The organism is Paenibacillus sp. P36 (assembly GCF_045866505.1).
Lineage (GTDB): Bacteria > Bacillota > Bacilli > Paenibacillales > NBRC-103111 > Paenibacillus_E > Paenibacillus_E chondroitinus.
Genome location: NZ_AP038372.1, coordinates 823,561 through 847,500, shown reverse-complemented (window position 1 = coordinate 847,500; position 23,940 = coordinate 823,561). Strand labels below are relative to the sequence as shown.

Here is a 23,940-nt window from a genome sequence, read left to right as displayed (position 1 = left end):
GAGGGATAATATACCACGCTAGATAACCAATTACAACCCCTTTGAAAATGTTCCGCAATTGCCATTCTTTTGAATGTTTTGTTCTATTCATAAATAAAAAATGGATGCATCAGATGCACCCGTCTCATTTGCGTATGTTATTAGATGTACGTTTAATTAACGAGTCGTTTGGAAAAACTCAATGCGCTCTCCATCTAGCCCATTAAAGAAGAAATACCTGGAGCCATTAGGCAGCGTCGTAATTTCTTCATCTACCTGCTGAACGTCCAGTCCTTGAATCCGCGTAAACTCCGCTTCAACGTCGTCGACGGTAAAAGCCAGATGATGAACTTTCCCTTCTTGCGGCAAACTCGCGTTATAACCTTCAATGAGTTCAACTTCAGTTTCGTTTAACGCTTCAAAGCCCAGAAAAGCAAGGCGGATGACACCATTCGTGTGAAGCAACGTCCCTTTGTGCTTAAGACCAATTACTTCCTCATAGAAACGAATCGACGCTTCTAAGTTTGCAACCATCACACCAACGTGCTCCATTTTCAAAACTGCCATTGTTCATAGCCTCCCTATTAAACTCCTACTCTCTATTATTGTAACGAAAATAGCAGATGAGGGCTAGAACATCCTACTCGTTATTTTTAAGCAGCAAATTGATATCGTTAATTCTAAATCCGTCAAAATTTCAACCGCACATGTATAGATTAGCGAGAGGCATCTACGTTATGCAAAGTGTCTCAATCTCACCATTAAGCGAAAAGAGCGTAACTTCCTCATTCGTAATATTGACCAAGCCAAGGTCATCGAACACTCGGCGAATTTTCTCATTAGATAAATGCTTGAGAATCGTTTCAACGGCAACAGTCAAATGCTCCTGATGCTTGGATTCATAAAACATAAGAACTTCTTTTTCCTCGACACGCACTCTCGTATGTATCATACAAGGTCACCCCCCAATTCCAATGTTTCAATTGTATATTTTGGAAATAAGGAAAGTGTGAGAACATTATTAGTTAAGTGTTAGGTTTAAAATTTCGCTTAGATACCTTAGACGTTGTATACTGTTGCTAGGAAGGTTAGATGGGAGGGTAACAACATGAGATTGCTAAAGCTTCTTCAAATCTACGAGGTGGATGGGATTACGCCCAAACATCGATCAGAACGATTTGATTTTGATGAGATTCAAGGGCAGACTTTTCGTGAGATGAACCCAACTGAAGTCGGGGCACCGATGATCTTATCCGGCATACATCGATATATTCCATTCAAAACAACTAGAGTTCAAGCCATAGATAGAGACGGATTGGATTTTCGCGTACTTACTCGAAATACAATCTATCATTTTGAAGTTCATACTGACTACAAAGCCACTTAAACCCTTGGAGGGTTAAGGGCTTTTTTTGTTGATTTTTATAATAATAATTTCTTCACTTCTCAAAAACTACCAATTTCCTTTATACTAATAGACGTGTTAATTAACCCATGTTCTATTATTATGAAGGAGGTCTTTCTATCACATGAAAAAAACATTCCAAACTCGACTTACAGCCCTCGCTCTTGTAACCGCTCTTACAAGCACTTTTACCGGCAGTATTGCTTTTGCCGACAATGCAGTACCCGCATCTACTACTACGATGAAGTCAGATATGCGTCTTGCCATTGATAACGGCGCAATCGAAGGCTACGGAGATACCGACTACCGCGGTGCTAACACGGCAACACGTGCTGAAGTTGCTACCATGATCAACCGTGCAGCGAAATTGCAAAGCGCAGATCCCGCTTCTGTCACGTTCACTGATCTCGCAAATTGGCAGAAACAAGCGGTTGCCAATGCGGTTGCAGCGAAGCTGATCAGCGGATTTGCTGACGGAACGTTCCACCCGGATGCTGCAGTCACTCGCCAAGAGCTTGCCGAGTTGATCGTGAAAGTGGTAACGGGCGGTAAGCTGCCAAGCGTGAATGAGAATGTTTTGAACTACTTCAAAGACTCTGATTCCATTGCAAAAGAGTCCCGCCCGTATGTCGCTTATGCCGTCATCAGCGGAATTTTCAGCCCGACACTGGATGGAAACTTCAATCCGACGGCAGCCGTTACGCGTGATGAAGTTGCCAAGGCGCTTAAGCCAATTTTATTTAAGGTCGTTGATATTTTAACTACAAATGATATTCACGGTAAAATCGAAGTTGGTTTCGATAAAAAACGCAACCAAGGCCAAGGCGGTATTGAAACCGTTGGCGGAATCGTCACCGATTTCCGTACTGTGAATCCGGAAGGCACTGTTGTAGTAGACGGCGGAGACGCTTGGCAGGGCACGCTTATTTCGAATACAACCAATGGTCAATCCGTCATGGATACTATGGCTCAAGTGAAATACGATGCGGCAGCTATCGGAAACCATGAGTTCGATTTTGGCCGTGACGTTTTAATTAATAACATTAAGAATGCGAAATTCCCTATTCTAGGCGCTAATATTATCGATACGAAAACAGGCGAACGTGTAGATTGGACACAACCTTACGTCATCATAGAAAAAGATGGACTAAAAATCGGCATCATCGGCTTCGCGACTCCGCAAACAACGTCAACGACGAAATCAACGAACATCGAAGGACTTTCCTTCGTGGATCCAGTTCCTTTGGCCAAAGAATTGTCTGCTGAACTGCGCGCCAAAGGCGTTGACATCATTATGGTCACTTCCCACCTGCCTGGTGAGCAAAACCAAAAATCCGCTGAAATCATCAGCGAGCTTGCAGATCTGGCCAAAGGCACAGGCAACGGCACACTGGATGCCATCGTCGGTGGACACTCCCATTTGCGTGTTTCCGGAATTGTGAACGGCATCCCTGTTGTAGAAGCGCAAAGCTGGTTGTACGCGGTTGGCCACATTCAACTATTTGTAGATAAAACGACTAAACAGGTCGTTTCATCGAACGCTAGCCTACTGGAAACCTACACGAACCTGACAACGGCTGACGAGAAAATTCACCAAACGGTAGAAGACTACAAGGCGAAAATATCAACGAAATCCAGTGAAGTTGAAGTCGTTGCCGCTGAAACGCTTGGACGTAAATCATTCCGTTTCGATAAAAATGGCGGTTTAGATCGCGATGGCGCTTCACAGCTGGGCAACAGCATCACGGACGCTATGCGCGCTGCTGAGAAATCCGACATCGCCTTCACGAATATTGGCGGTATCCGTGCCGATGTCGATAAAGGTGATCTAACTTATGGTGAAATGTTTGAAGTATTCCCTTTCGGCAACTACAATGTGACAGGCACAATGACGGCCGAGCAAATCAAAAAAGCCTTGGAAGTAACGGACAAGTATACGAATCTTCCTGCTATTCAATTCTCCGGTCTGAAAGTCGAGTGGGACAGCACCAAACCTCTTGGCGAGAAATATTCCAAAATCACGCTGGTAGATGGTACGCCGATCTACGTGGACGGCAAGTTCAACACAGATCGCACGTTCAAAGTGACGACGAATGATTTCATGGCAACGGGCAACGGCGATGGCTTTACAGTTTTCGGTGAAGTGAAGGATTGGAAAGATGGCGCCATCATGCTCGATGCTTGGGTCAGTTACGCGAACTCCTTGAAAGCGGCGGGTAAAGAGCTATCCGTTCAGGACGACGGGCGAGACGTACGTTTGGATCTTAAATAAAAAGCACTTATCCATTTATTAATCCCATTAACTAATAAAAGAAAGGTCTTTGATTAATCCCTCACAGGAGAAATCAAAGACCTTTTTGATTATGCCAGCCAAACTCGCATAAGCGACAGCAGCTGGTTTAAATTCAGCGGCTTGCTGATGTAGTCGGAAGCGCCTGCTTGCAGGCAAATATCACGATCCTGCTTCATCGCTTTCGCCGTTATGGCAATAATGGGCAGATGCTCGTTGCGCTCGTCTTTTCTAATCGTACGCATGGCCTCATAACCATCCATTACGGGCATCATCATATCCATAAGGATGATATCAATCTGCGGCTCCTTCTGCAAAATAGCCAGACACTCCTGCCCATCGTGTGCAATGATGACGGTCATCCCTTCATTTTCAAAAGCGTTGCTTAGCACGAAAACATTTCGCACATCATCGTCAACGACAAGCACAACCTTCCCTCGCAGAAAGTTGGGTTCAGCCAAAGGGAGAGAAGGCTCTTCCAGCTTCGCCGGAGTAGCGTCATAGGCTGCTGCGGCTTCCTCCCATGCCGGTTGAAACTCACTAATCCCCGGCTCCAAGGATGGGAGGTAGACCGTGAAAGTGCTTCCAATCCCCTCTTCGCTGCTCATGCCGATGTCCCCGCCAAGCAGTCCCGCCAGTTCGCGAGAAATGGAGAGGCCAAGGCCCGTTCCCCCGTATTTCCGATTGGTCGTGCCGTCAGCTTGCCGGAAGGGCTCGAAAATAAGCGCCTGCTTGTCAAGAGGAATACCGATCCCCGTATCTTTAACCGAAATGGCCAGAACTTCTTGACTAGGGTCAGCGGAAGGCAGCAACTGGGTGACTTGATCCGCTTCACAACGCTTGATACTCACGTGAACACCGCCCTCATGCGTAAACTTAAACGCGTTGGACAACAAGTTTTTCAAAATTTGACTAAGGCGCTGCTCGTCCGTATAAAAGTGCTCCGGCACCGGGAGTTCCAGGTCAATGTTCAAAGTCAGATTGCGCTGTTCAGCTACCTTGGCAAATTGACTTCGAATGAGCTTAGGAAGCTCTCTTACATTTAACGCTCCGATATGGATATCCAACTTGCCGGCTTCCACTTTGGATAAATCGAGAATATCGTCAATAAGCAGCAGCAGATCGGTCCCTGAGGAATGGATCACACGGGCATATTCCTGCTCATCACTACTCAAGTTCCCCATCTTATTTTCTTGCAGCATTTGGGATAAAATAAGCACGCTGTTAAGCGGGGTACGAAATTCATGCGACATATTAGCCAGAAACTCCGATTTGTATCTGGAGCTTAGCTGCAGCTGAACCGCATGTTCTTCAAGAGCCACCTTGATGCGTTCAAGTTCCTTGGACCTTTCATCCGCACATCGGTTATGCTCCTCTAACTGTTCATTCGTCATGTGCAGCTCTTCCTGCTGGCTTTGGAGCTCCTCCGTCTGAATCTGCAGCTCTTCCGTCATAAGTTGATATTCCCGAAGCAAACGCTCCACTTCAACGCGCGATTGCACACTGTGCACGATGGTTCCGAGAACGTCGAGAATATCTTCAAGAAGCTCCATCTGTTGATGGGTAAACTTATTTAAACTGGCTAATTCCATAACCGCAATAACTTCATGATGATGTAAAATCGGTACAATCAGTACGCTTTGCGCTTTTACAGCGCCGAGTCCGGACGTTATTTTGAGATAATGATCAGGCACATTCATGAAATGGAACATCCGCTTCTCCAGCGCGCATTGACCGACTAGTCCTTCTCCCAGATGAAACCGCTGAATCCCAACCTCATTCTCGTTATCCATCATCATGGCGTAGGCTGCTATTTTTTCCATCGTAACCTTGCCCTTGTGGGTGGATCGGAGGTAAAACAGTCCGAAGGACGCACCAAATAGCTCAGCGGCTTTACTAATAAAGGAAGAACCTAACGTTTCCATGTCCGATATGCCTTGAAGCATATGAACCACTTCCGCAAGCTTCCGCTGCTGCCATTCGATTTCCTCTTGGTTCTCTAAAAGCATATTCGTTGCATCAGCGAGATCCTTTACTTCATCGTTCATTGTGACTTGGATGCGCTGTGTATAGTCTCTTTTGAAAGAGCTTAATTTCAAAATACTTTTGGTAACCTGCTTAATCGTCCCAACAATCGACTGCGATATCAAGAGTGCAGTTGTTAACGAGAAAATAAGCAGCAGGGTCAACATAACAAACAAGGATCTCGTGAACATCCGGTTCTGATCGTCCAAGAGCTTGGCTCTATCTTTGGTAAGCGCTATCTCAATATTCCGGAAACGATCGAGCTGAGCGCGGATATCCTCCACATTTTGCTTGCCCAAATAAAAATCATAAGGATTGATGGAATATGTACCTGCACCTTGATCCCTTTTCATGATCGGACCCGGTGTCCCGTCAAGCTGCATGATCCAGTGTTCTATAGCCTTTTTGATCGATTGTAAGCTTTGTTCCTGGACCTCATTTTCATGTGTAAGCTGACTTAGCTTCATGTACGATTGCCGCCAGTTATTCTCTGCGTTGTGGTAGGGTTCCAGGTAGGTAGAATCTCCGGTTATCAGATATCCCCGCTGCCCGCTTTCCATGTCCATCACATATTTTTCGATGTTATTGATTTCACTATGTACGGCAAAATCATGCTCAATGATATAATTTCTATCCGTTTGCATCGAGGTCACTTGATTAATCACTAGCGTAAATACAACACTTATACAAGCGAAAATGAATATGTAGCCAAGCATGATTTTGGATCGGATACCAAACCTCTTCTTTTTCCCCATCCGCGCAGTGTCCTCTCCTTAACATCGAATTACGCATCTTTACGTATTATACTACTCTCCTAAAAGTTGGGATATGGGATTTTTTATACTTTACTACTTTACCAAGTTAATGTATTATTTAACTAAAGTAAATTTGATTCAAGGAGTGATTCTTTTGAGTAATCGCACAACTGACCATATCCGTCCACGCGGCGTCCTGTCTCGCATGAAGCCCTATTCTCCCGGCAAACCCATTTGGGAAGTCCAGCGGGAATTAGGTATCGACAAGGTGACCAAGCTTGCTTCCAATGAAAATCCAATTGGTCCATCACCTCTCGCTGTCCAAGCCATTCAATCCTATCTGACTGATATTCATCGTTATCCTGATGCGGACACGATTGATCTCTGCAGCGCTATTGCCGGCAAGTTGGAGGTGCTGCCCGAGCAAGTGCTTGTCACGAATGGAGCCGATGAGCTCATTACACTTCTATCCGAAACGTTTTTGGAGGAAGGCGACGAAGTCATCGTGCCCTCTCCAACCTTCAGCGAATATGAATTCGGCGCTAATCTGATGGGCGCATCCGTCGTACAGGTGCCGCTCCGAGAGGATTACCGTTATGAAATCGCGGATTTTTTGGCTGCGGTAACCGAGAAAACGAAGCTGTTATATATTTGTTCTCCCAATAATCCAACTGGCACCTATATGACAAAACAGGACTTGCATGCGCTAATGGATGAGCTTCCTCCTCATGTACTGGTTATTTTCGATGGGGCATACAGTCACTTTGTAACTGCAGATGATTATTGCGACGGGCTTGAGCTGGTACGTCAAGGATATCCCATCATCGTCACACAAACCTTTTCCAAAATTTATGGTTTAGCCGGCATCCGTGTTGGGTATGGCATCGCTTCTGCAAGCATTTTGCGCAATATTCGTCAGGTTAAAGAACCTTTTAACGTAAACGCCTTAGCACAAGTCGGCGCTGTCGCCGCCATTCAGGATGATGCTCATCTTGAAGCGACGCGGGAAATGAATAAACTCGGCAGAGAGCAGCTCTATGCCAGCCTGCAGGAGTTAGGATTCAATTTCACACGCAGCATGAGTAATTTCGTACTTGTGGAACTAGGCCCTGAAGCGAAAGCGATCTATGATCAATTGATGCGAAAAGGCGTTATCCTGCGGTATGCAGGGGCATGGAACCTCCCTAATCATGTGAGGATTTCAATAGGAACTCCTGAAGATCATGAAGCATTCATCAGCGCCCTGCGCGAGGTGCTGCAGGAGTCCAGCGAACAACCACTCTTAGCTGCTCAAAAAGATTAAACGATTACATGAGCATCCAACTCATTGTTTGACAACGACAAAATATGCTACAATGCAAAAAATGCAGTTTGTTGGAGGTTCACTATGCTAAAGGAATTTAAAGATTTTGCTTTTAAAGGAAATATGGTCGATCTAGCGGTGGGGGTTATTATCGGGGGAGCATTCGGGAAAGTCATTACATCCATCGTTAACGATGTGATCATGCCGCCTATCGGGTTACTGCTGGGCAGAGTGAACTTTAATGAACTTTTCATATCTTTGAATGGCAAACACTACGATACACTTGCTGACGCTGCAGCCGATAAGGGTGCGCCAGTTCTGAAATACGGAGCCTTTATTTCTACGTTCTTAGACTTTTTAATTGTTGCTGCCGTCATCTTTATTGTTGTTAAACAATTGTCCAAGTTCCGCAAGAAAGAAGAGCCGAAGGAGAAAGCTCCTACGACCAAATCTTGTCCGCACTGCTTGTCGGACATTCCGGCGCAAGCGACCCGCTGTAAATTTTGTACCTCTGAGCTGTCGTCCGGCCCGTCTGTGTCAGGAAGTATTCAGTAGTACATAGGATAAAAGGAGTTAAGCGCTTCTCAGCTGCTTAACTCCTTTTTTGTGCGCAGATCGGCGATCTCGCCCTGCGTAAAAGCATCTCGCTGCAGCAGCTCCAGAAGCTGCGCCGCCGTTGCTTCCGGCGATTGCAACTCGCCGTCCTCATGCAGCTTCACGAACCGGCTTAGCTGCGGGAAGTCCTCTTCCGATGCAGCGCGAATCTCCCGCTGCATATCCGTATCCACCACCCCCGGTGCGACGGAGATCACCTCCACCGGGTAGGGCTGTTCCATCTGCTCGACGCCAATACAGCGCGTCAGCATATCGAGCCCGGCCTTGGCGGTGCAATACGCCCCCCAGCCGGGGTAGGGCTTCTTCCCCGCGCCCGAGGAGATGTGGACGACCCGCTTCTTGATCGGCAGCGCCTGCGTCTGCCGAATGAAGCTGTTCGTCAGCAGCGTGGGCGCGACGAGATTGACCTGCAGGCTCATTTGCAGGTCCTCTTGGCCAGCTCGGCCGATGAACGTCATCGGCTCGAGCTGGCCCGCGTTGTTGATGAGCGTGATAGCATCCGCTCGATCAACCAGGCCAAGGATTCGCTCCATCAGCGAATCCAGGCCGTCGGTTTGCGCCAAGTCGTAAGCATGAAAGGTGTAGTCACCTTTCATGCTTAACGCCTCTTGGCGGAGGCTCTGGCTTTCGCCGCGCGACACGCAGTGGACCGCGGCGCCTTGGTGCAGGAGCTGCCTCGCCAGCTCAGCTCCGAGGCCTTTGGAACCTCCCGTGATGATATAGGCAGGCATGGTGATCGGCTCCTTTTTTATATAGATATAAGGGTAAGTTAAGGGACTTTAACAACAAAGGGGACCGTGAACACCTTGCCACCACGCTGAAATTCTCCCCAGACTTTATACACGCCGCTTTTGGGGAATGTCGTCATAAACTGGGCTTCCGGACCTGTTGATTTCTCGTCCGTCGGATGAACATGCAGGTATTGATCCGCATTCGCGTCCAGAATAACTACGTGCCCCACAGCCCCTAGATACGGTTGCAAATCCTTAATAGGTGCTTTGGAAGCTGCATCCTTAAAGGTATAGGTTAGATTAAGCTCCATTCCTGCCAGATCGATTTTTAGAGTAACTTCATTGCCATCTATGGTCTTCGTCCATGCATTCTCCGGTTCAATCGCCACCGGTGGTGCGGGCTCCCCTTGTACAGTCAAGGAGTAGCTTTTGACGGTTTTCTCTTTCCCGGTAGGCAGAAAATCAGCAAAAAGCCGATATTCACCACCCGAAGGGAACTGCGTCGATACCGTAAAAAGCCCCTTTCCTTTGTACTCCGGATGCAGATGCTTGAAATAAGAAAGATCCTTGCTCACCGCGATAAGATGCATTTTTTTCTCATGATTCAGATCAAAATCATTTATCGGGTTACCGTCACTATCTTGAATCTGAATCGTCAACGTCGTATCTTCTTTCGCTTTCGCCTTCGTCTGCGGAGAAGCTACTTGAAATATTGCCTGAATTTGCTCCTCTGAACTCCCCGCTTCATGACCGCCGCCGTGTACCGAATGATCCGTAGTCTGCGACTTCCCACAGCCGCTTAGCACAAGGACCAGAGACAACACGATAAGACTCATTATTCTCATTGCACTACATCATAACCTTGCTCTTCGATTGCTTCTTTGATCGCTTCCACAGTCAGCTTGCTCTCGTCGTATTCCACTTCCACTAATTTACCCGCCAAGTTTACTTTGCCTTCAGCCCCAAGCTCTTTCATGGCTTTCTCAACGGTATTCACACAGTGATTACAAGACATACCTTCTACTTTTAAAATAATGCTGGACATCGCATTCACTCCTTCATATGATTTGATTTTTTATGATTATTTCATGAGGGTATTCATCGTTTTGAGCAATTCATCGACAACATCCATGTCGCCTTCTTGAATACGTTCGACGACACAACTTTTGAGGTGGCCGGCTAACAGCAGTTTCCCTACACCATTCAGCGCCGATTGAATCGCGGCAATTTGATGCAGAACGTCATCGCAATACGTATCTTTCTCGATCAAACCTTTGACCCCGCGAACTTGACCTTCAATACGGTTCAACCGCTTCGTTAAATCCGCTTTAAGTTTATCGGAATGATGACTCTTCCGCTCGTGTCCATCCAAGCCGCAGTGGTCTACTTCCGTGTCCATTTCTTTGTTCATTGGGCTCACTCCTTTGAGAGTTGTTTACTACATATCATACCCCCATCCCCTATATTGTCAATCCTTTTGGAAGACTCCTCGCTCGCTTAAAGTTTGACTCTCTGTAATCGAAGAGCATTTAACACGACAGAAACGGAACTTAACGCCATAGCGGCCCCTGCTACCCAAGGCTCTAACAAGCCAAAAGCGGCGATTGGGATGCCAATCGTGTTATAACCGAGGGCCCAGAACAGATTTTGCTTAATATTACGCATCGTCCTTCTGCTCATTTCAATGGCATCTGCAATGGAATTCAAATCGCCGCGCATTAAGGTGACATCCGCCGCCTCCATGGCTACATCACTTCCCGTGCCCATCGCCATGCCGATATCGGCCATTGCTAAGGCTGGCGCATCGTTGATGCCATCGCCGACCATCGCGACGCGGAAACCCTGCGCTTGCAGCTTTTTCACCTCTGCCGCTTTCCCTTCCGGCAAAATTTCTGCCAGAACCTGCTTGATGCCAGCTTGCTCGGCTATCGCTTTTGCAGTACGCGCATTATCGCCTGTGATCATGATGACTCTAATGCCCATTGCTTCCAAACGGGATACGGCTTCCTGCGAAGTTTCCTTTATTGTATCCGCCACAGCAACGAATCCGGCGTACGTGCCGTCAAAGGCTGCCAGCATCACGGTTTTGCCATCTTGCTCTAAACGTTCCATATCCTTAAGCAGCGTTTCGCCAATATCAACCCCCTTCTCGATTAGCAGTCTTCTTGTACCGATGAGGACTTGGCTGCCTTCGACTTGAGCTTCCAGTCCAAAACCGGGGATGGCTTTAAAACTCGTGGCTTCCGGCAAAGATGGCATGGACGGTAGTATGCCTTGGACGATCGCCTCAGCTAGCGGATGTTCCGAGCTGCGCTCCGCCGCTCCGACGAAACGGAGGAAGGTGGTCTGGTCCACATGCGTTTGGATATCGGTAAGTTGTGGTTTCCCTTTGGTTACTGTACCCGTCTTATCCAAAACTACAACATCCAAGTGATGAGCCGCTTCCAAATGCTCACCGCCTTTGAACAAAATGCCTAATTCCGCTGCGCGTCCGGACCCTGCCATAATCGAGGTCGGCGTTGCCAAACCCAATGCGCAAGGGCAAGCGATAACGAGGATTGCGATCGTTTTTTCGAGTGCGCCTGCGAAGTTAGCCGGATCCAACCAGAAGTACCACAGAACAAAAGCAATAAGCGCAATCCCCACGACAATCGGGACAAAAATTCCCGAAATGACGTCCGCCACACGCTGAATCGGCGCCTTCGATCCCTGTGCTTCTTCAACGACTTTGATGATTTGGGACAACACCGTGTCACGGCCAACCTTAGTCGCCTGCACCCGGAGAACCCCATTCTTATTCAGCGTTGCACCGATCACGGTATCGCCTTCGCGTTTCTCAATCGGCAGGCTTTCACCCGTCAGCATCGATTCATCGACCGAGGAATGGCCTTGCATAACAGTGCCATCCACCGGAATCTTCTCACCCGGTTTCACGATGATGACATCCCCTGTAACTACCTCTTCCAGCGGGATGCTGATTTCTTGCCCGTCACGGATGACTAGGGCACTTTTGGCCTGCAGGCCCATAAGCGATTTAATGGCTTCCGAAGTGCGCCCTTTGGCGAGAACTTCGAACCATTTTCCGAGAATGACGAGTGTGATGAGGATGGCGCTTGTTTCGTAATACAGCTCAGGCGCATGATGATGCTCGCTTTGGCCTGCCCACTGGAACGTCAGATACAAGCTGTAAAAATACGCGGCCGATGTTCCCAGCGAGACGAGCACATCCATGTTCGCGCTCTTATTGCTGAGCGCTTTGTAGGCACCAATGTAGAATTGGCGTCCGATGAGAAACTGGACCGGTGTTGCCAGAACCAGCTGCACCCACGGATTCATGAACAGCTCCGGCACCCAAATCCACGAAGTGAAGGAGAAATGACCAACCATCGCCCATAACAAAGGGAAAGATAGTATGGCTGAAATCCACAGCTTACGCTTATGCTTCTGTATCTCTTTGGCGCGATGTTCGCCGGTTTCCGCCTGTTCTGTTTTGCGCGCTGCTTCGTATCCTAACTTGGCTACTCGCGCTTGCATATCCTCCGGTGTTACCTCCGAAGGCTGATAGGAAATCCGAGCTGTTTCCATAGCCAGGTTGACGGAAGCTTGTGCGACACCGGGCATCTTGCTCAGCCCTTTTTCAATTCTGGTTGCGCATGCGGCGCAAGTCATTCCTGTAATATCGAAATCAACCGTTGCAGTTGCTCCGGTAGGTTGCTGTTGCCCTGCAGATTCGGTGCTCATAGGATTGTCACCTCACAATGATTAGTATTTGTTTATATTTGTATAGTATACCCCCCTACCCTATATTGTCAAGTGATTTGAGTAAATTGGGTAGCTTCCTATGGCCGGTTTCAAAAATTCATCAATAAAAAGCCTGACGGTCAGCGCCGTCAGGCTTTCGTGTTGGGCTACTCTCCAATACTCCATCACTCTACTTACATACTGCCAACTTTCACTGCTGAATATTCCCCAAATGCTTTTCGAAAAGGAACTAGAGTCCTCTATTTACAGGTAAATCAAGCTATCTTCTTCTTTCTGAGGGGAACTACAGGCTCTTATTCAGCCAAAATACACATTGTTAGGGTGAAATCTGACAAAATAACGGATCATAGTTCCCCTCCAAATGAAAAAAGAGCAATTTCAGAAAAATAGAGTACTATAGTTCCCTCTGACAGAGCCTAGCAAGAGAAAAGCGTGAGGAACCGCATCAGCTCAGCAACCCCATCCCTAAACTGTTGATCTCCGCTTCCATCTCCCGCCGGAGCAACAGCTTATCGCTTTCGTCCATAAACGCGGCTTCCACCCCATTCATCACAAGCCTGACGAGTTCAGGCTCTGTAAAGCCAAAACGATCGGACAGCACGCGGTATTCATTCGTAATGTCCGTTCCGGAGACACTCGGATTATCCGTGTTTATGGTGACAAGGAGCCCTTGCTCCAAATATTCACGGATCGGGTAAGCATCCCAGCCGGAAACGGCCTTTGTTTGGATGTTGCTGATCGGGCACATCTCGAGCGGGATGCGACGGTCTTTCACCAGCTCGAGAATGTCGCTGTTCTCCTTCAGCCTGACACCGTGCCCGATGCGCACCGCACCGAGATTCGTTACCGCTTCGTACACATTCACCGCACCTGCCGCTTCTCCGGCATGGATTGTGACCGGAATGCCGAGTCGGCCCGACTCCGCAAAAACCTCCCGAAACCATTCCGGCGGATAGGATGCCTCATCACCAGCCAAGTCGACGGCCACTACACCTTTACCCACAAACTTGGCTGCCGCCCGAATCACTTCCAAGTTGCTTTCGCAGGAATGATTTCTCATGCAGATGGCAATGACGCCGGCTTTCACGCCAAAATCGTGTTGTCCGCGCTTCATCCCCTCAACTACATAATGAATCGTTTCTTCCACGGTCAAACCGTTATTGCGATGCAATTGCGGTGCAAAACGCACCTCCACGTATTTGCAGTTATGCTCTGCCGATTGCTGAGCAACCTCATAGGCAATCCGCTCCAAAGCTTCACCCGATTGCATAAAACGAGTCGTAAAATCAAATTTACTCAAGTATTCAATAAGACTGCCGCATTCGTCACCAACACGCATATGTGGAATCAAGCCTTCTTTATTGTACACGGGAAGATCAATGCCTTGATCCAGGGCGAGCTCCAGAATTGTTTCCGGCTTTACACTCCCATCCAAGTGCAAATGAAGATCAACTTTGGGCAGTCGCGTTAGCCAATCATGCGTCCGATTGTATGCCATCTTCCATCATTCCCTTCTTGATTATGAGTTAGAGCAAGTACTCACGGCTGTATGCCGCTACAAAGAATTTTATTAACTTTAAAACAACGTGACCTATATGTCAATATATATAACATAATTTTATCATAACAATATATGTGTTATATTTTATAACGCAACTGTAACTTGACTTCTTTTTTCTAAAAAGCAGTATTGTATAGAAAGTTAGCCATTGTCTGCATTAAAATCAAGATCCTCTACAAGGTATAATGCTTAATGTAAGCGCATCCAAAATTGGAAAGGAGGATACCTACGAAGTCTCCCTCATCACAGATCCGCATAATTGCAATAACATTCGACTGACGATCCGAGGAGGTTGTAGAAATGTTTAAAAATGTGAAGCGACTTATACAAACAGCCTGTTACGTCACACTGGGCTCTCTCCTTATTTCATCCTTCGGCATCCAAACGCCTACAGCACACGCAGCAGTACCCCGACAAATGGAAAAACTCGACCGGGGACTGGTGGCCGTTAAAGTTTCAACTGGTGTACTTGTGAGCTGGAGACTTCTCGGTACTGAAGCGGCTAGCACATCTTTCAACGTATATCGCAACGGTGTGAAGCTCAACGCCTCTCCCATTATGACAAGTACAAACTATCAAGACAACACAGGTACGACAAGTTCAAGCTATACGATTCGTGCGGTCGTAGGCGGTGTCGAGCAAGCGGCATCCGCGGCTGCAACACCATGGGCAAATAATTATTTGGATGTCCCTCTTCAACGACCGGCAGGCGGCACAACCCCAGACGGCGTCAGCTATACCTACAATGCCAATGATGCGAGTGTCGGCGATTTGGATGGCGATGGACAATATGAAATTGTTTTAAAATGGGACCCTTCTAACTCCAAAGACAACTCGCAGGACGGATACACCGGTGAAGTGTTTGTTGATGCTTATAAGCTCGACGGAACCCGGTTATGGCGAATCTCTATGGGCAAAAACATTCGCGCAGGCGCTCATTATACGCAATTTATGGTCTATGATTTGGACGGGGACGGGAAGGCTGAAATTGCTATGAAAACGGCTGACGGCACAAAGGATGGCACTGGCACCGTCATCGGCAGCTCAACCGCCGACTATCGCAATTCGGTAGGCCGGGTCCTGACCGGCCCTGAATTCTTAACGATTTTTGCAGGCGCGACAGGTAAAATATTAACGACAACGAGCTATGATCCACCGCGCGGCACAGTTGGAGATTGGGGCGATACGTACGGCAACCGGGTAGACCGCTTCTTGGCGACGATCGCCTATCTGGACGGAGAGAAGCCAAGCCTGGTGATGGCCCGCGGCTATTACACGCGCAGTGTGCTGGTGGCATACAATTGGCGGGGCGGAACGCTTTCCAAGCTGTGGACGTTTGACAGCAACAGCTCCGGGAACTCTGCTTATGCCGGCCAAGGCAACCACAATCTGACAGCAGCCGATGTGGATGGAGACGGCAAGGATGAAATCGTATACGGCGCTATGACGGTGGATGATAATGGTGCGAGGAAATATAACACGGCATTAGGCCATGGTGACGCGCTTCATGTAGGTGACCTGGATCCGAATAATCCTGGACTTGAAGTATTTAAGGTGATGGAAAATACGAGCGCAACCTACGGGGCTGCCGTCTGGAATGCGGGTACCGGTGCAGTACGGTGGGGTGTGCCAACAGGCGCCGACACTGGAAGAGGCATGGCTGCGGATATTGATCCGAGATATGCCGGTGAAGAGGTCTGGGCAAGCAATGGCGTCGGATTGTACCAAATAGGCGGCACCAAAATCAGTTCTACAGTCCCCTCCTCCATCAACTATGGCATCTGGTGGGACGGCGATGTATCGCGTGAACTGCTCGATCATAATTGGGATGGCACTAATGGGGTAGGCCGAATTGATAAGTGGAATTATACAAGCCTCAATACAACGACTCTTTTAACCGCAACGGGCACTTACTCCAACAATGGGACAAAAGGAAATCCAAGTCTGCAGGCCGACATTTTGGGAGATTGGCGCGAGGAAGTCATCTGGCGGAAGTCCGATAGCTCTGCTCTGCGCATCTATGCTACTCCTTACGAGACTAGCACACGCCTTTGGACGTTAATGCACGATCCTCTTTATCGACTGGATATTGCCTGGCAGAACGTAGCATACAACCAACCGCCGCATACGAGTTACTACCTGGGAACAGGCATGGCGTCGCCGACGCAACCGAATATTTACGTCACTCCATAAAATATTAAGGGACTGTTCCCAATGTAGCTTATGCTGCTTTGGATTCAGCCCCTTTTTTTTCAATTCATAGTATGGAGAATATGTTTTCTAAACACCGCCGGAGGCGTGCCATAAAAAGCAGCAAACTGTCGTGAAAAGTAAAAAGGATGGTTAAATCCAACTTCCTCTGCAATTTCCGCGATAGTTAAGGAGGTCGTTTCGAGTAGCTTTCTGGACTGGCGGAGGCGGATTTTATTTAACATGTCCATGACGGATTCGCCGGTCTGCATTTTGAATAGATGAGCGAACCTGGAAGCTGACAAATTGACTCTAGCCGCCAATTCGGGCACGTTGAACGACTTTTTATAATGCTGAGAAATCAGCTTTACCGTTTCTTCTACGCGTGAATCCATCCGCAAATGTGTTTCAAGCGCATTTTTGGATATTAACAGAAGGATTTCCTCCAAGGCATTAACGGCCAATCTTTCCGAAAACAGATGCGATTCTTCATTATACTGAATCAGGTTGTTGAAAGCCCCGGCGATGTGAAGCCAATCTTTGGCGCTATCTACACGGGCGGAGCGAATCCCTTTAATCGTTTCTGGGAGCTGCAGCAGAGCCAACCAATCCTCTTTGGGAACAAAATGGCACCAATTAAACTCCCATACGGTATGTTCCGGTGTTCCATAGTAATGCGGCGTTCCAGGGGTAATGAGTGTAATTTCACTTTCGGGGCATTCACAGGTCTCACTTCCGTTATGAAATAATCCCTTTCCGTGCAATGTCATGGTGAGGTAGAAATCTTTCGTTCCTTTCGACCGCTTCACGCGATAGCCGAACGGCTGGCGGTAGCGGCCCGATACTAGCTTTCCAGGGATCGTCGTGCGATTCTCTTTAGCAGAAAAACACATAAATTCCGACATCAGTTGGATTCCTCCAATTCCTAGATATCAACTAGTCTATTGCACTTTCTCTTCCTTCTGCTGAATGACCTTCAATGCTTCCCGCACACTAAGCGGTGAAAGCTCGGTCTTAGCGACAAAAGCCTGCACAGCCGCAGCATCCGTCTTCGAATATTCACGCAGCGCCCAGCCGATGGCCTTCCGAATAAAAAACTCCTTCGAATCCGCCATACGCCGAATACAGCTAAAAAGAAGCGGCACGTCTGTGCGCTGCTTATACTTGAGCTGGAACAAAATCGCTGTCCGCTGCAGCCACATATTGCTTGATGAGAGCCATTTTTCGACATAGACCGGGATAAGTTCCGGATATTTCTGTAGGTGAACACCAATTAAATGGTCAGCAATCGGATCAACGGTGTCCCACCAGGAATTCGTTACAACCATACGCTCGAGCAAATCAATATGCTCTTTATCCGCATTTTTGCGAAGCTGAGTGAGCAGCTGCAGCGCCGTGTAATGGAATTCCCGCTCCGGCAATGCCCAAAGCTCCTCCGCCACTTTCACGCCCTCTGCTCCTTTGGGATAGCCTTGCTCCTTCCAAAATGCTTTCGTCAAAGCCACGCGCTGCGGGTTGCGAATACCGAGGAAAGGAAATTGGTCGCGCATATATGCGGACATTGCAGCTGCATCAACCTCACTGCTGTGCGCTCTCAGCAAGGCCTCCAGCTTGTCCGTGTAAAGTGATGTCATCGATGACGCGCCTCCTTTTAAACTATAAAGCTCTCGCTTTATTCTAGCAATTCCGCTTTGATTCGGGTATGCTTAAAGCAGAATTTTTATATAGACTACCTATCGGAACGGAGAGGAACACATGACTTACAAGTTAGTAGCATCGGATTTGGACGATACGCTTTTGCGTGATGATTTGACGATTTCCCAGGAAACGATTGACGCTATGCATCAAGCAGTTGCTCAAGGTGTGACGGTAACGATTGCGACAGGCAGAAGCTTTCCCTCTGCAGCCAAAATTGCTAACCAAATCGGGCTTAACGTACCGATCATTACGTATCAAGGCGCTTCGATCAAAAATCTCCTCGACGAGGAAGTCTTGTATGAACGTATGGTGCCTGTGGAGAGCGCCCGCTACCTGCTCGATTATTGCGAAAAGAGAAATCTCCATCTTCAGCTTTACCATGGCGACCAGCTTTATGCAGCTGAGGATAACGATAAAATTAAAAATTACGTGCGTCTGTCCAAAACGCCTTATATCATCGGCGACCTGCGCCAATGGATCGACATTCCGCAGCCTAAGCTGCTGATTGTGGACAAACCGGAGGTTTGCGACCAAATTCGCGAGGAGCTGCTTCCTCTGCTCGGCGACCAGATGCACATTACGAAATCCAAACCGCACTACTTGGAATTCATGCACAAAGAAGGCACCAAAGGCCACGCCATCGCTTTCCTTGCCAACCATATCGGCTGCACGCTGGATGAGGTCATTGCCCTCGGCGATGCGTGGAACGATCGCGAAATGCTTGAAGTTGCGGGGCTTGGGGTCGCAATGGACAATGCTTTGCCGGAGCTTAAGGAGCTCGCGAATTATGTGACCAAAAGCAATAACGAAGACGGCGTTAGGCACGTTATTGAGAAGTTTATTTTGAATGTGTAGACGTAAAACCGATTCCCTGCATGTACAACATGTGGCGGTATCGGTTTTTTTTATTTGGGTAGGGTTTACTTTCGGACATATCCTGTCCCTCCTCCCTATATATTTACTATAGAAATAGCCAATCCCCGGAGGTGTTTCCATTTGGACAATTACCCATTAACGCTGCGCTCCCTCTTCGAACGTTCCCAAACCTTATTCCCCAAAAAAGAGGTTGTTTCCCGAACAAGTACCGGCATTCACCGTTATACGTATGCTGATTTCGGCAGACGTTCGAAGAGATTGTCCAGCTCGCTGCAAGCGTTAGGGGTACAGCCCGGGGATCGAATTGCTACTTTTGCCTGGAATCATCATTGGCATTTGGAGGCCTATTTCGCCATTCCCTGCATGGAAGCGGTCCTCCATACGGTGAATATTCGCCTCCCCGCCGATCATATCGCCTATATTCTCAATCATGCGGAAGATCGTTTCCTCCTCGTAGATGAGACCTTGCTGCCCATTATAGAAAAAATCCAGGATCAACTGACGACCATCGAGGGCTATATCATCATGACAGATAAAAAAGACCTGCCACCGACTTCTTTACAGCCCGTCTATGGGTATGAGAACATGATAGATAGCGGTGATCCTCTTTACACATACCCTGAATATATAAATGAAAGCGCTCCCGCAGGGATGTGCTATACATCGGCCACAACGGGAAATCCCAAAGGCGTCGTGTACTCTCATCGCGGGATCTATCTGCATTCGTTGTCGATTGGGTTGGCGGATACGCTAGCTCTTTCGGAGCGCGACGCTGTACTACCTATCGTACCAATGTTTCACGTTAACGCCTGGGGGCTCCCCTTTGCCTCGGTCTGGTTCGGCAGCAAGCAGGTGCTTCCCGGACCGGCCCCTACGCCGGATATTCTGCTCCGCTTGATCGCGGACGAAAAGGTCACCATCGCAGCCGGCGTGCCCACGGTCTGGACAGCTGCTCTTCAAGCGCAAGAGGCGCTGCAGCTGGATTTATCATCTTTGCGCGCCGTAGTCTGCGGCGGATCTGCTGCCCCGCGCAGCCTCATTGAGAGCTACGAGCAGCGGCTGAATGTCCCGTTCTATCATGCTTATGGCATGACGGAAACATGTCCGCTCGTTACCGTCGCCCGCCTAAAAAGCTATCAAGAAGAAGCTTCGCTTGATGAACAGTACGCCACACGGGCCACGCAAGGACTGCTCGTACCTGGACTTGATATGAAAATCGTCGGAATGCGCGGCGAGGTGGCTTGGGACGGCAAGGAGATGGGGGAAATTTGGCTGCGGGGACCATGGGTAGCGACCGAATACTACCAAGATGACCGAACTGCCGAGGGCTTCCAAGACGGCTGGTTTCATAGCGGAGATATCGCGGTCATTGATCCTGAAGGTTTCGTGAAACTGGTCGATCGAGCCAAGGATTTAGTCAAAAGCGGCGGAGAATGGATTTCCTCTCTCGATTTGGAAAATGCTTTGATGGCGCACCCGAATGTATATGAAGCCTGCGTGATCGGCGTTCCCCATCCCAAATGGGGTGAGCGGCCGCTCGCTTGCGTCGTCCTCAAAGATGCTGCCTTGCAAGCGGGGGATAAAAAGGGGTTGCTCACGTTCATCGAAGACAAATTTGCCAAGTGGTGGATTCCGGATGATGTGGTTTTCCTACACGAAATCCCCCGTTCCTCGGTCGGGAAATTCATGAAGCGCGAGCTTCGCGAGCAGTATCAAACCTATTTTACAGGAGACTGAACTCGTTCGGCGGATCTGGCGAGCTGGATCGAGCAATTCGAAGCTGCTTCTGCTCATTAGCGATGCGGCAATTTCAAGATGAGGGGCAGGATGGATATGTTCGATGCATCTTTATTGAAGGATAAAGTCATTCTCATCACAGGCGGGGGAACTGGCCTTGGCCGTGCTATGGGTGAGCGTTTCCTGGAGTTGGGGGCGCAGCTTGCCATTACTAGCCGACGTGAGGAAGTATTGGCGAAGGCCGCTTCCGAGATGGATGGTGATGTGTTCTATAAAAGCTGTGATGTGCGCGATCCGCAGCAAATCGCAGAGATGGTCTCCGCCGTGGAACAACATTATGGCCGGATCGATGTTCTCATCAACAATGCGGCTGGAAATTTTGCCAGCCCGACTGAAAATTTATCTTCGCGCGCGGTGGATGCGGTGCTGAATATTGTCCTTCACGGCACGTTTTACACGACGCTGGAAGTGGGGAAACGATGGATCGAGCAAGGCACCGGCGGGACGATGCTGAACATCGTCACCTCCTATGCCTCCACGGGCTCGGCCTTCGTTGTGCCGTCGGCGGCCGCGAAGGCCGGCGTGCTCGCTTTGACGCGCTCGCTTGCCGTCGAGTGGGCGCGCCACGGCATCCGGCAAGTCGCGATCGCGCCGGGGCTGTTCCCCACCGACGGCGCGTGGAGCCGGCTGGCTCCGACGCCAGAGCTGTCGGAGAAGCTGCTGAACCGCGTACCGCTGCGGCGGGTTGGAGAAAAGGATGAGCTTGCGAACCTCGCAGCTTATCTGATTTCGGACTATGCCGGGTACATCAACGGCGAAGTCGTCACGATCGACGGCGGCGAATGGCTGCAAGGCGCCGGGCAATTCAATGACTTGCTCGAGGTGACCGACGAGGAGTGGATTAACCTTGCGGATATTACGCGCAAGGGGAAGTCGTAGCGGACTTCTGATGCGAAATAGGCAGCAAATTGAAAAGCCCCCAACCTATAAGGTTAGGGGCTTGAAAGTTATCCACAATGAACCTGATATCCGGAAACTAACTTACTCAGCCAAACTGAATCTCAATCCCCTTCTCGCTCGACTCATAAACCGCGCACAAGATCTTGGTCAACTCCACACCGTCTCGAACAGGTGAAATCAGCTCCTGGCGCCCCAGGCAAGCTTGCACGAAATGGTCAATTTCGTTGCGGAAGCCGTCCATGAACTCGAACGAAGGATGATCGATCTGCGGCGTCACGTTGATGATCGTATCATGCTTCTCGCTCACGATGCAGAAGTCCGGCTCGATCTCGGCACCGCCCCGATCGCCAAATATTTTCACAGCGAACTCATTTTTCATCTTCGCATGCAAGGTGAATGAAACGTCGACCATGAGCGACGCACCGTTTTCAAACCGGATAAGCGCGTTCGCCATGTCTTCCACGGTATTCTGAGTGGCATCATAATCCGCTGCCTTATAGAAGGTCAAGTTCTTAATGTTCGAGCGATTGCCCAGCTTCTTGTAGGTGTTCCCGCTGACCGATTTCACCTTCGGCCGTCCCATCAAGTACCAGCACAAGTCGATGACATGAATGCCGATGTCAAAAAGCGGGCCCCCGCCGGCGCGTTCCTTGTCGGCGAACCAACCGCCGGGATTGCCTAACCGGCGCAAGTACGAAGCCTTGGCGTAGTAAATCTCGCCAAGCTCGCCAGCATCCAAGAAGCGGCGCAGCACCTGCGCATTCGTACCAAAGCGGCGAACGAAGCCGACCATCAGCAGCTTGCCGCTGCGGCAAACCGCCTCCTCGACGCGCAAGGCTTCTTCAACGGTCGTGCAGAGCGGTTTCTCGCATAACACGTGTTTGCCTGCCTCCAAGGCGGCGATGCTCAAAGCGCCATGCGTGTTGTTCCACGTGCAGATGCTCACTGCCTCCACCTGCGGATCAGCCAGCATTTCGCGGTAGTCTGTAAAAGCAACCTGCGCACCATATTTTTGGACAGCCGCGCGCGCCCGCTCCTCGTTCATATCGACGATGCCGTAAAGCTCCACTTCAGGATGTTCCATATATGAGGTCAAATGTGCATCGGAGATGGAGCCGGCACCGATCACCGCTACTTTTAATTTCGTCATGATGTCCTCCGTAAGATGATGAATGGCATTAACCTTTTACAGCACCGGCCGTCATACCCTTCATAATTTGCTCTTGGAACAGCAGGAACACGACAATTGTTGGCAGTACAGCAATGGCAAGCGCGGCCATCGTCAGCTCGTAATCGGTCATATAACCTGTAGCAAAAGCGGACAAGCTCAGCGGAACCGTCTTCAACGCAGGTTTACTGATAAACACGAGAGCAAACGCAAAGTCATTCCAAAACCGCAAAAATCCTAAGATCGCAACTGTCGAGAGTGCCGGTAAGCTAAGCGGCAGCATCATGCGGAAGAAAATGCCCCAATAGCCTGTGCCGTCGATCAAAGCGGCTTCCTCAATTTCTTTGGGAATAGTAACTAAATAAGCCGCAACAACGAAAATCGCAAGGGGCAGCTCAAAAGCTGCATAAGGCAGAATAAGTGCGCCGTACGTATTCAAAAGACCAACTTTTTTCATGATAATAAATAGTGGAACTAGTGTACTGTGAATCGGAATGAGCATCCCAAGCAGGAATAATCCCATGAAAAACGGCTTTAATTTGAACTCAAACCGCGATAAGACAAAGGCTGCCAGAGCCCCCAACACTAACGTCAGCACGAGAGAAGCAATCGTGACAACCGTGGAATTCCAAAGCGATAGCCCCATCCCGGACACTTTCCAGGCCCGGACGATGTTGTCCCATTTCCAAGTTAGCGGCATTAGAAAGGGCCGTGAATAAAACTCTTCATTGGATTTCAAGGCACTCATAAATAACCAAATGAGCGGGTATAACGTGACTAACGCGTACAAACTAAGCAAAATATTAACGACGCCTCGCGTCCAAACTTTCCGTCGCTTACCTCCAGCGGGAAAACCCGTCTGCATCGATACAACCTGCTCCATAG

At 48.9% G+C, this 23,940-nt stretch carries 21 protein-coding genes; 8 read left to right on the top strand and 13 right to left on the bottom strand.

Annotation, left to right across the window (positions count from 1 at the left end; all coding sequences use genetic code 11):
• Positions 1-156: 156 nt before the first annotated feature.
• A complete protein-coding gene (locus ACKTT9_RS03890) occupies positions 157-546 on the bottom strand; it encodes a VOC family protein (RefSeq protein ID WP_315956010.1) in 390 nt (129 codons plus the stop codon).
• A 163-nt stretch (positions 547-709) separates the two neighbouring features.
• Positions 710-931: a hypothetical protein gene (locus tag ACKTT9_RS03885; RefSeq protein ID WP_407870546.1), complete on the bottom strand. Its 222-nt coding sequence runs from the start codon at positions 929-931 to the stop codon at positions 710-712.
• A gap of 156 nt (positions 932-1,087) precedes the next feature.
• Between ACKTT9_RS03885 and ACKTT9_RS03880 the strand changes: the two genes are divergently transcribed.
• A complete protein-coding gene (locus ACKTT9_RS03880; RefSeq protein WP_407870545.1) occupies positions 1,088-1,366 on the top strand; it encodes a hypothetical protein in 279 nt (92 codons plus the stop codon).
• Between the two features lie 142 nt (positions 1,367-1,508).
• Complete coding sequence (locus tag ACKTT9_RS03875; protein ID WP_407870544.1) at positions 1,509-3,656, top strand: 5'-nucleotidase C-terminal domain-containing protein; 2,148 nt, start codon at positions 1,509-1,511, stop codon at positions 3,654-3,656.
• 89 nt (positions 3,657-3,745) lie between these two features.
• Here ACKTT9_RS03875 and ACKTT9_RS03870 read toward each other — a convergent pair whose 3' ends face one another.
• Positions 3,746-6,454 (bottom strand): response regulator, encoded by a 2,709-nt coding sequence (locus ACKTT9_RS03870; protein WP_407870543.1) that lies wholly within the window; start codon positions 6,452-6,454, stop codon positions 3,746-3,748.
• 205 nt (positions 6,455-6,659) lie between these two features.
• Between ACKTT9_RS03870 and hisC the strand changes: the two genes are divergently transcribed.
• The gene (gene hisC / locus ACKTT9_RS03865) at positions 6,660-7,757 is read left to right on the top strand and encodes a histidinol-phosphate transaminase (protein ID WP_407872956.1); all 1,098 of its coding nucleotides are present in this window, start codon (positions 6,660-6,662) and stop codon (positions 7,755-7,757) included.
• An 84-nt stretch (positions 7,758-7,841) separates the two neighbouring features.
• A complete protein-coding gene (mscL, locus tag ACKTT9_RS03860; protein ID WP_127458713.1) occupies positions 7,842-8,312 on the top strand; it encodes a large conductance mechanosensitive channel protein MscL in 471 nt (156 codons plus the stop codon).
• Between the two features lie 29 nt (positions 8,313-8,341).
• Here the strand turns inward: mscL and ACKTT9_RS03855 are convergent, their stop codons facing one another.
• From ACKTT9_RS03855 to add, 6 genes are all read right to left on the bottom strand, one after another.
• Complete coding sequence (locus tag ACKTT9_RS03855) at positions 8,342-9,103, bottom strand: (S)-benzoin forming benzil reductase (protein WP_407870542.1); 762 nt, start codon at positions 9,101-9,103, stop codon at positions 8,342-8,344.
• Between the two features lie 38 nt (positions 9,104-9,141).
• Entirely contained in the window at positions 9,142-9,948 is an 807-nt protein-coding gene (locus ACKTT9_RS03850; RefSeq protein ID WP_407870541.1) for a hypothetical protein, read from the bottom strand.
• Positions 9,945-10,148, bottom strand: a complete 204-nt coding sequence (locus ACKTT9_RS03845; RefSeq protein WP_127458195.1) for a copper ion binding protein — start codon at positions 10,146-10,148, stop codon at positions 9,945-9,947. The genes ACKTT9_RS03850 and ACKTT9_RS03845 overlap by 4 nt, the downstream gene beginning before the upstream one ends.
• 36 nt (positions 10,149-10,184) lie before the next feature.
• The gene (locus tag ACKTT9_RS03840) at positions 10,185-10,514 is read right to left on the bottom strand and encodes a metal-sensitive transcriptional regulator (RefSeq protein WP_174806853.1); all 330 of its coding nucleotides are present in this window, start codon (positions 10,512-10,514) and stop codon (positions 10,185-10,187) included.
• A gap of 86 nt (positions 10,515-10,600) precedes the next feature.
• Complete coding sequence (locus ACKTT9_RS03835) at positions 10,601-12,844, bottom strand: heavy metal translocating P-type ATPase (protein ID WP_407870540.1); 2,244 nt, start codon at positions 12,842-12,844, stop codon at positions 10,601-10,603.
• Between the two features lie 466 nt (positions 12,845-13,310).
• Positions 13,311-14,363 carry an adenosine deaminase gene (gene add / locus ACKTT9_RS03830; RefSeq protein ID WP_407870539.1) on the bottom strand — a complete coding sequence of 351 codons (1,053 nt, stop codon included), beginning with the start codon at positions 14,361-14,363 and terminating at the stop codon, positions 13,311-13,313.
• Between the two features lie 480 nt (positions 14,364-14,843).
• Here add and ACKTT9_RS03825 point away from each other — a divergent pair, with 480 nt between their 5' ends.
• On the top strand, positions 14,844-16,619 hold the full coding sequence (locus tag ACKTT9_RS03825) for a rhamnogalacturonan lyase (protein WP_407872955.1): 1,776 nt from the start codon (positions 14,844-14,846) through the stop codon (positions 16,617-16,619).
• Positions 16,620-16,678: 59 nt separating this feature from the next.
• Here ACKTT9_RS03825 and ACKTT9_RS03820 read toward each other — a convergent pair whose 3' ends face one another.
• Both ACKTT9_RS03820 and ACKTT9_RS03815 read right to left on the bottom strand, forming a co-directional pair.
• Positions 16,679-17,521 (bottom strand): helix-turn-helix domain-containing protein, encoded by an 843-nt coding sequence (locus ACKTT9_RS03820; RefSeq protein WP_407870538.1) that lies wholly within the window; start codon positions 17,519-17,521, stop codon positions 16,679-16,681.
• A 36-nt stretch (positions 17,522-17,557) separates the two neighbouring features.
• Positions 17,558-18,250: a DNA alkylation repair protein gene (locus ACKTT9_RS03815; protein ID WP_407870537.1), complete on the bottom strand. Its 693-nt coding sequence runs from the start codon at positions 18,248-18,250 to the stop codon at positions 17,558-17,560.
• 121 nt (positions 18,251-18,371) lie between these two features.
• On the opposite strand from ACKTT9_RS03815, the gene ACKTT9_RS03810 reads away from it, so the two are divergent.
• The 3 genes from ACKTT9_RS03810 to ACKTT9_RS03800 all read left to right on the top strand — a co-directional run bounded on the left by ACKTT9_RS03810 (position 18,372) and on the right by ACKTT9_RS03800 (position 21,866).
• Positions 18,372-19,169 (top strand): Cof-type HAD-IIB family hydrolase, encoded by a 798-nt coding sequence (locus ACKTT9_RS03810; RefSeq protein ID WP_407870536.1) that lies wholly within the window; start codon positions 18,372-18,374, stop codon positions 19,167-19,169.
• A 141-nt stretch (positions 19,170-19,310) separates the two neighbouring features.
• Positions 19,311-20,927 carry a long-chain fatty acid--CoA ligase gene (locus ACKTT9_RS03805; RefSeq protein ID WP_407870535.1) on the top strand — a complete coding sequence of 539 codons (1,617 nt, stop codon included), beginning with the start codon at positions 19,311-19,313 and terminating at the stop codon, positions 20,925-20,927.
• Between the two features lie 96 nt (positions 20,928-21,023).
• A complete protein-coding gene (locus ACKTT9_RS03800; protein ID WP_157326010.1) occupies positions 21,024-21,866 on the top strand; it encodes an SDR family oxidoreductase in 843 nt (280 codons plus the stop codon).
• A 106-nt stretch (positions 21,867-21,972) separates the two neighbouring features.
• Here ACKTT9_RS03800 and ACKTT9_RS03795 read toward each other — a convergent pair whose 3' ends face one another.
• Both ACKTT9_RS03795 and ACKTT9_RS03790 read right to left on the bottom strand, forming a co-directional pair.
• Entirely contained in the window at positions 21,973-23,037 is a 1,065-nt protein-coding gene (locus ACKTT9_RS03795) for a Gfo/Idh/MocA family protein (RefSeq protein ID WP_407870534.1), read from the bottom strand.
• Positions 23,038-23,065: 28 nt separating this feature from the next.
• Positions 23,066-23,938: a carbohydrate ABC transporter permease gene (locus tag ACKTT9_RS03790; protein ID WP_127458202.1), complete on the bottom strand. Its 873-nt coding sequence runs from the start codon at positions 23,936-23,938 to the stop codon at positions 23,066-23,068.
• Between the last annotated feature and the right edge of the window lie 2 nt (positions 23,939-23,940).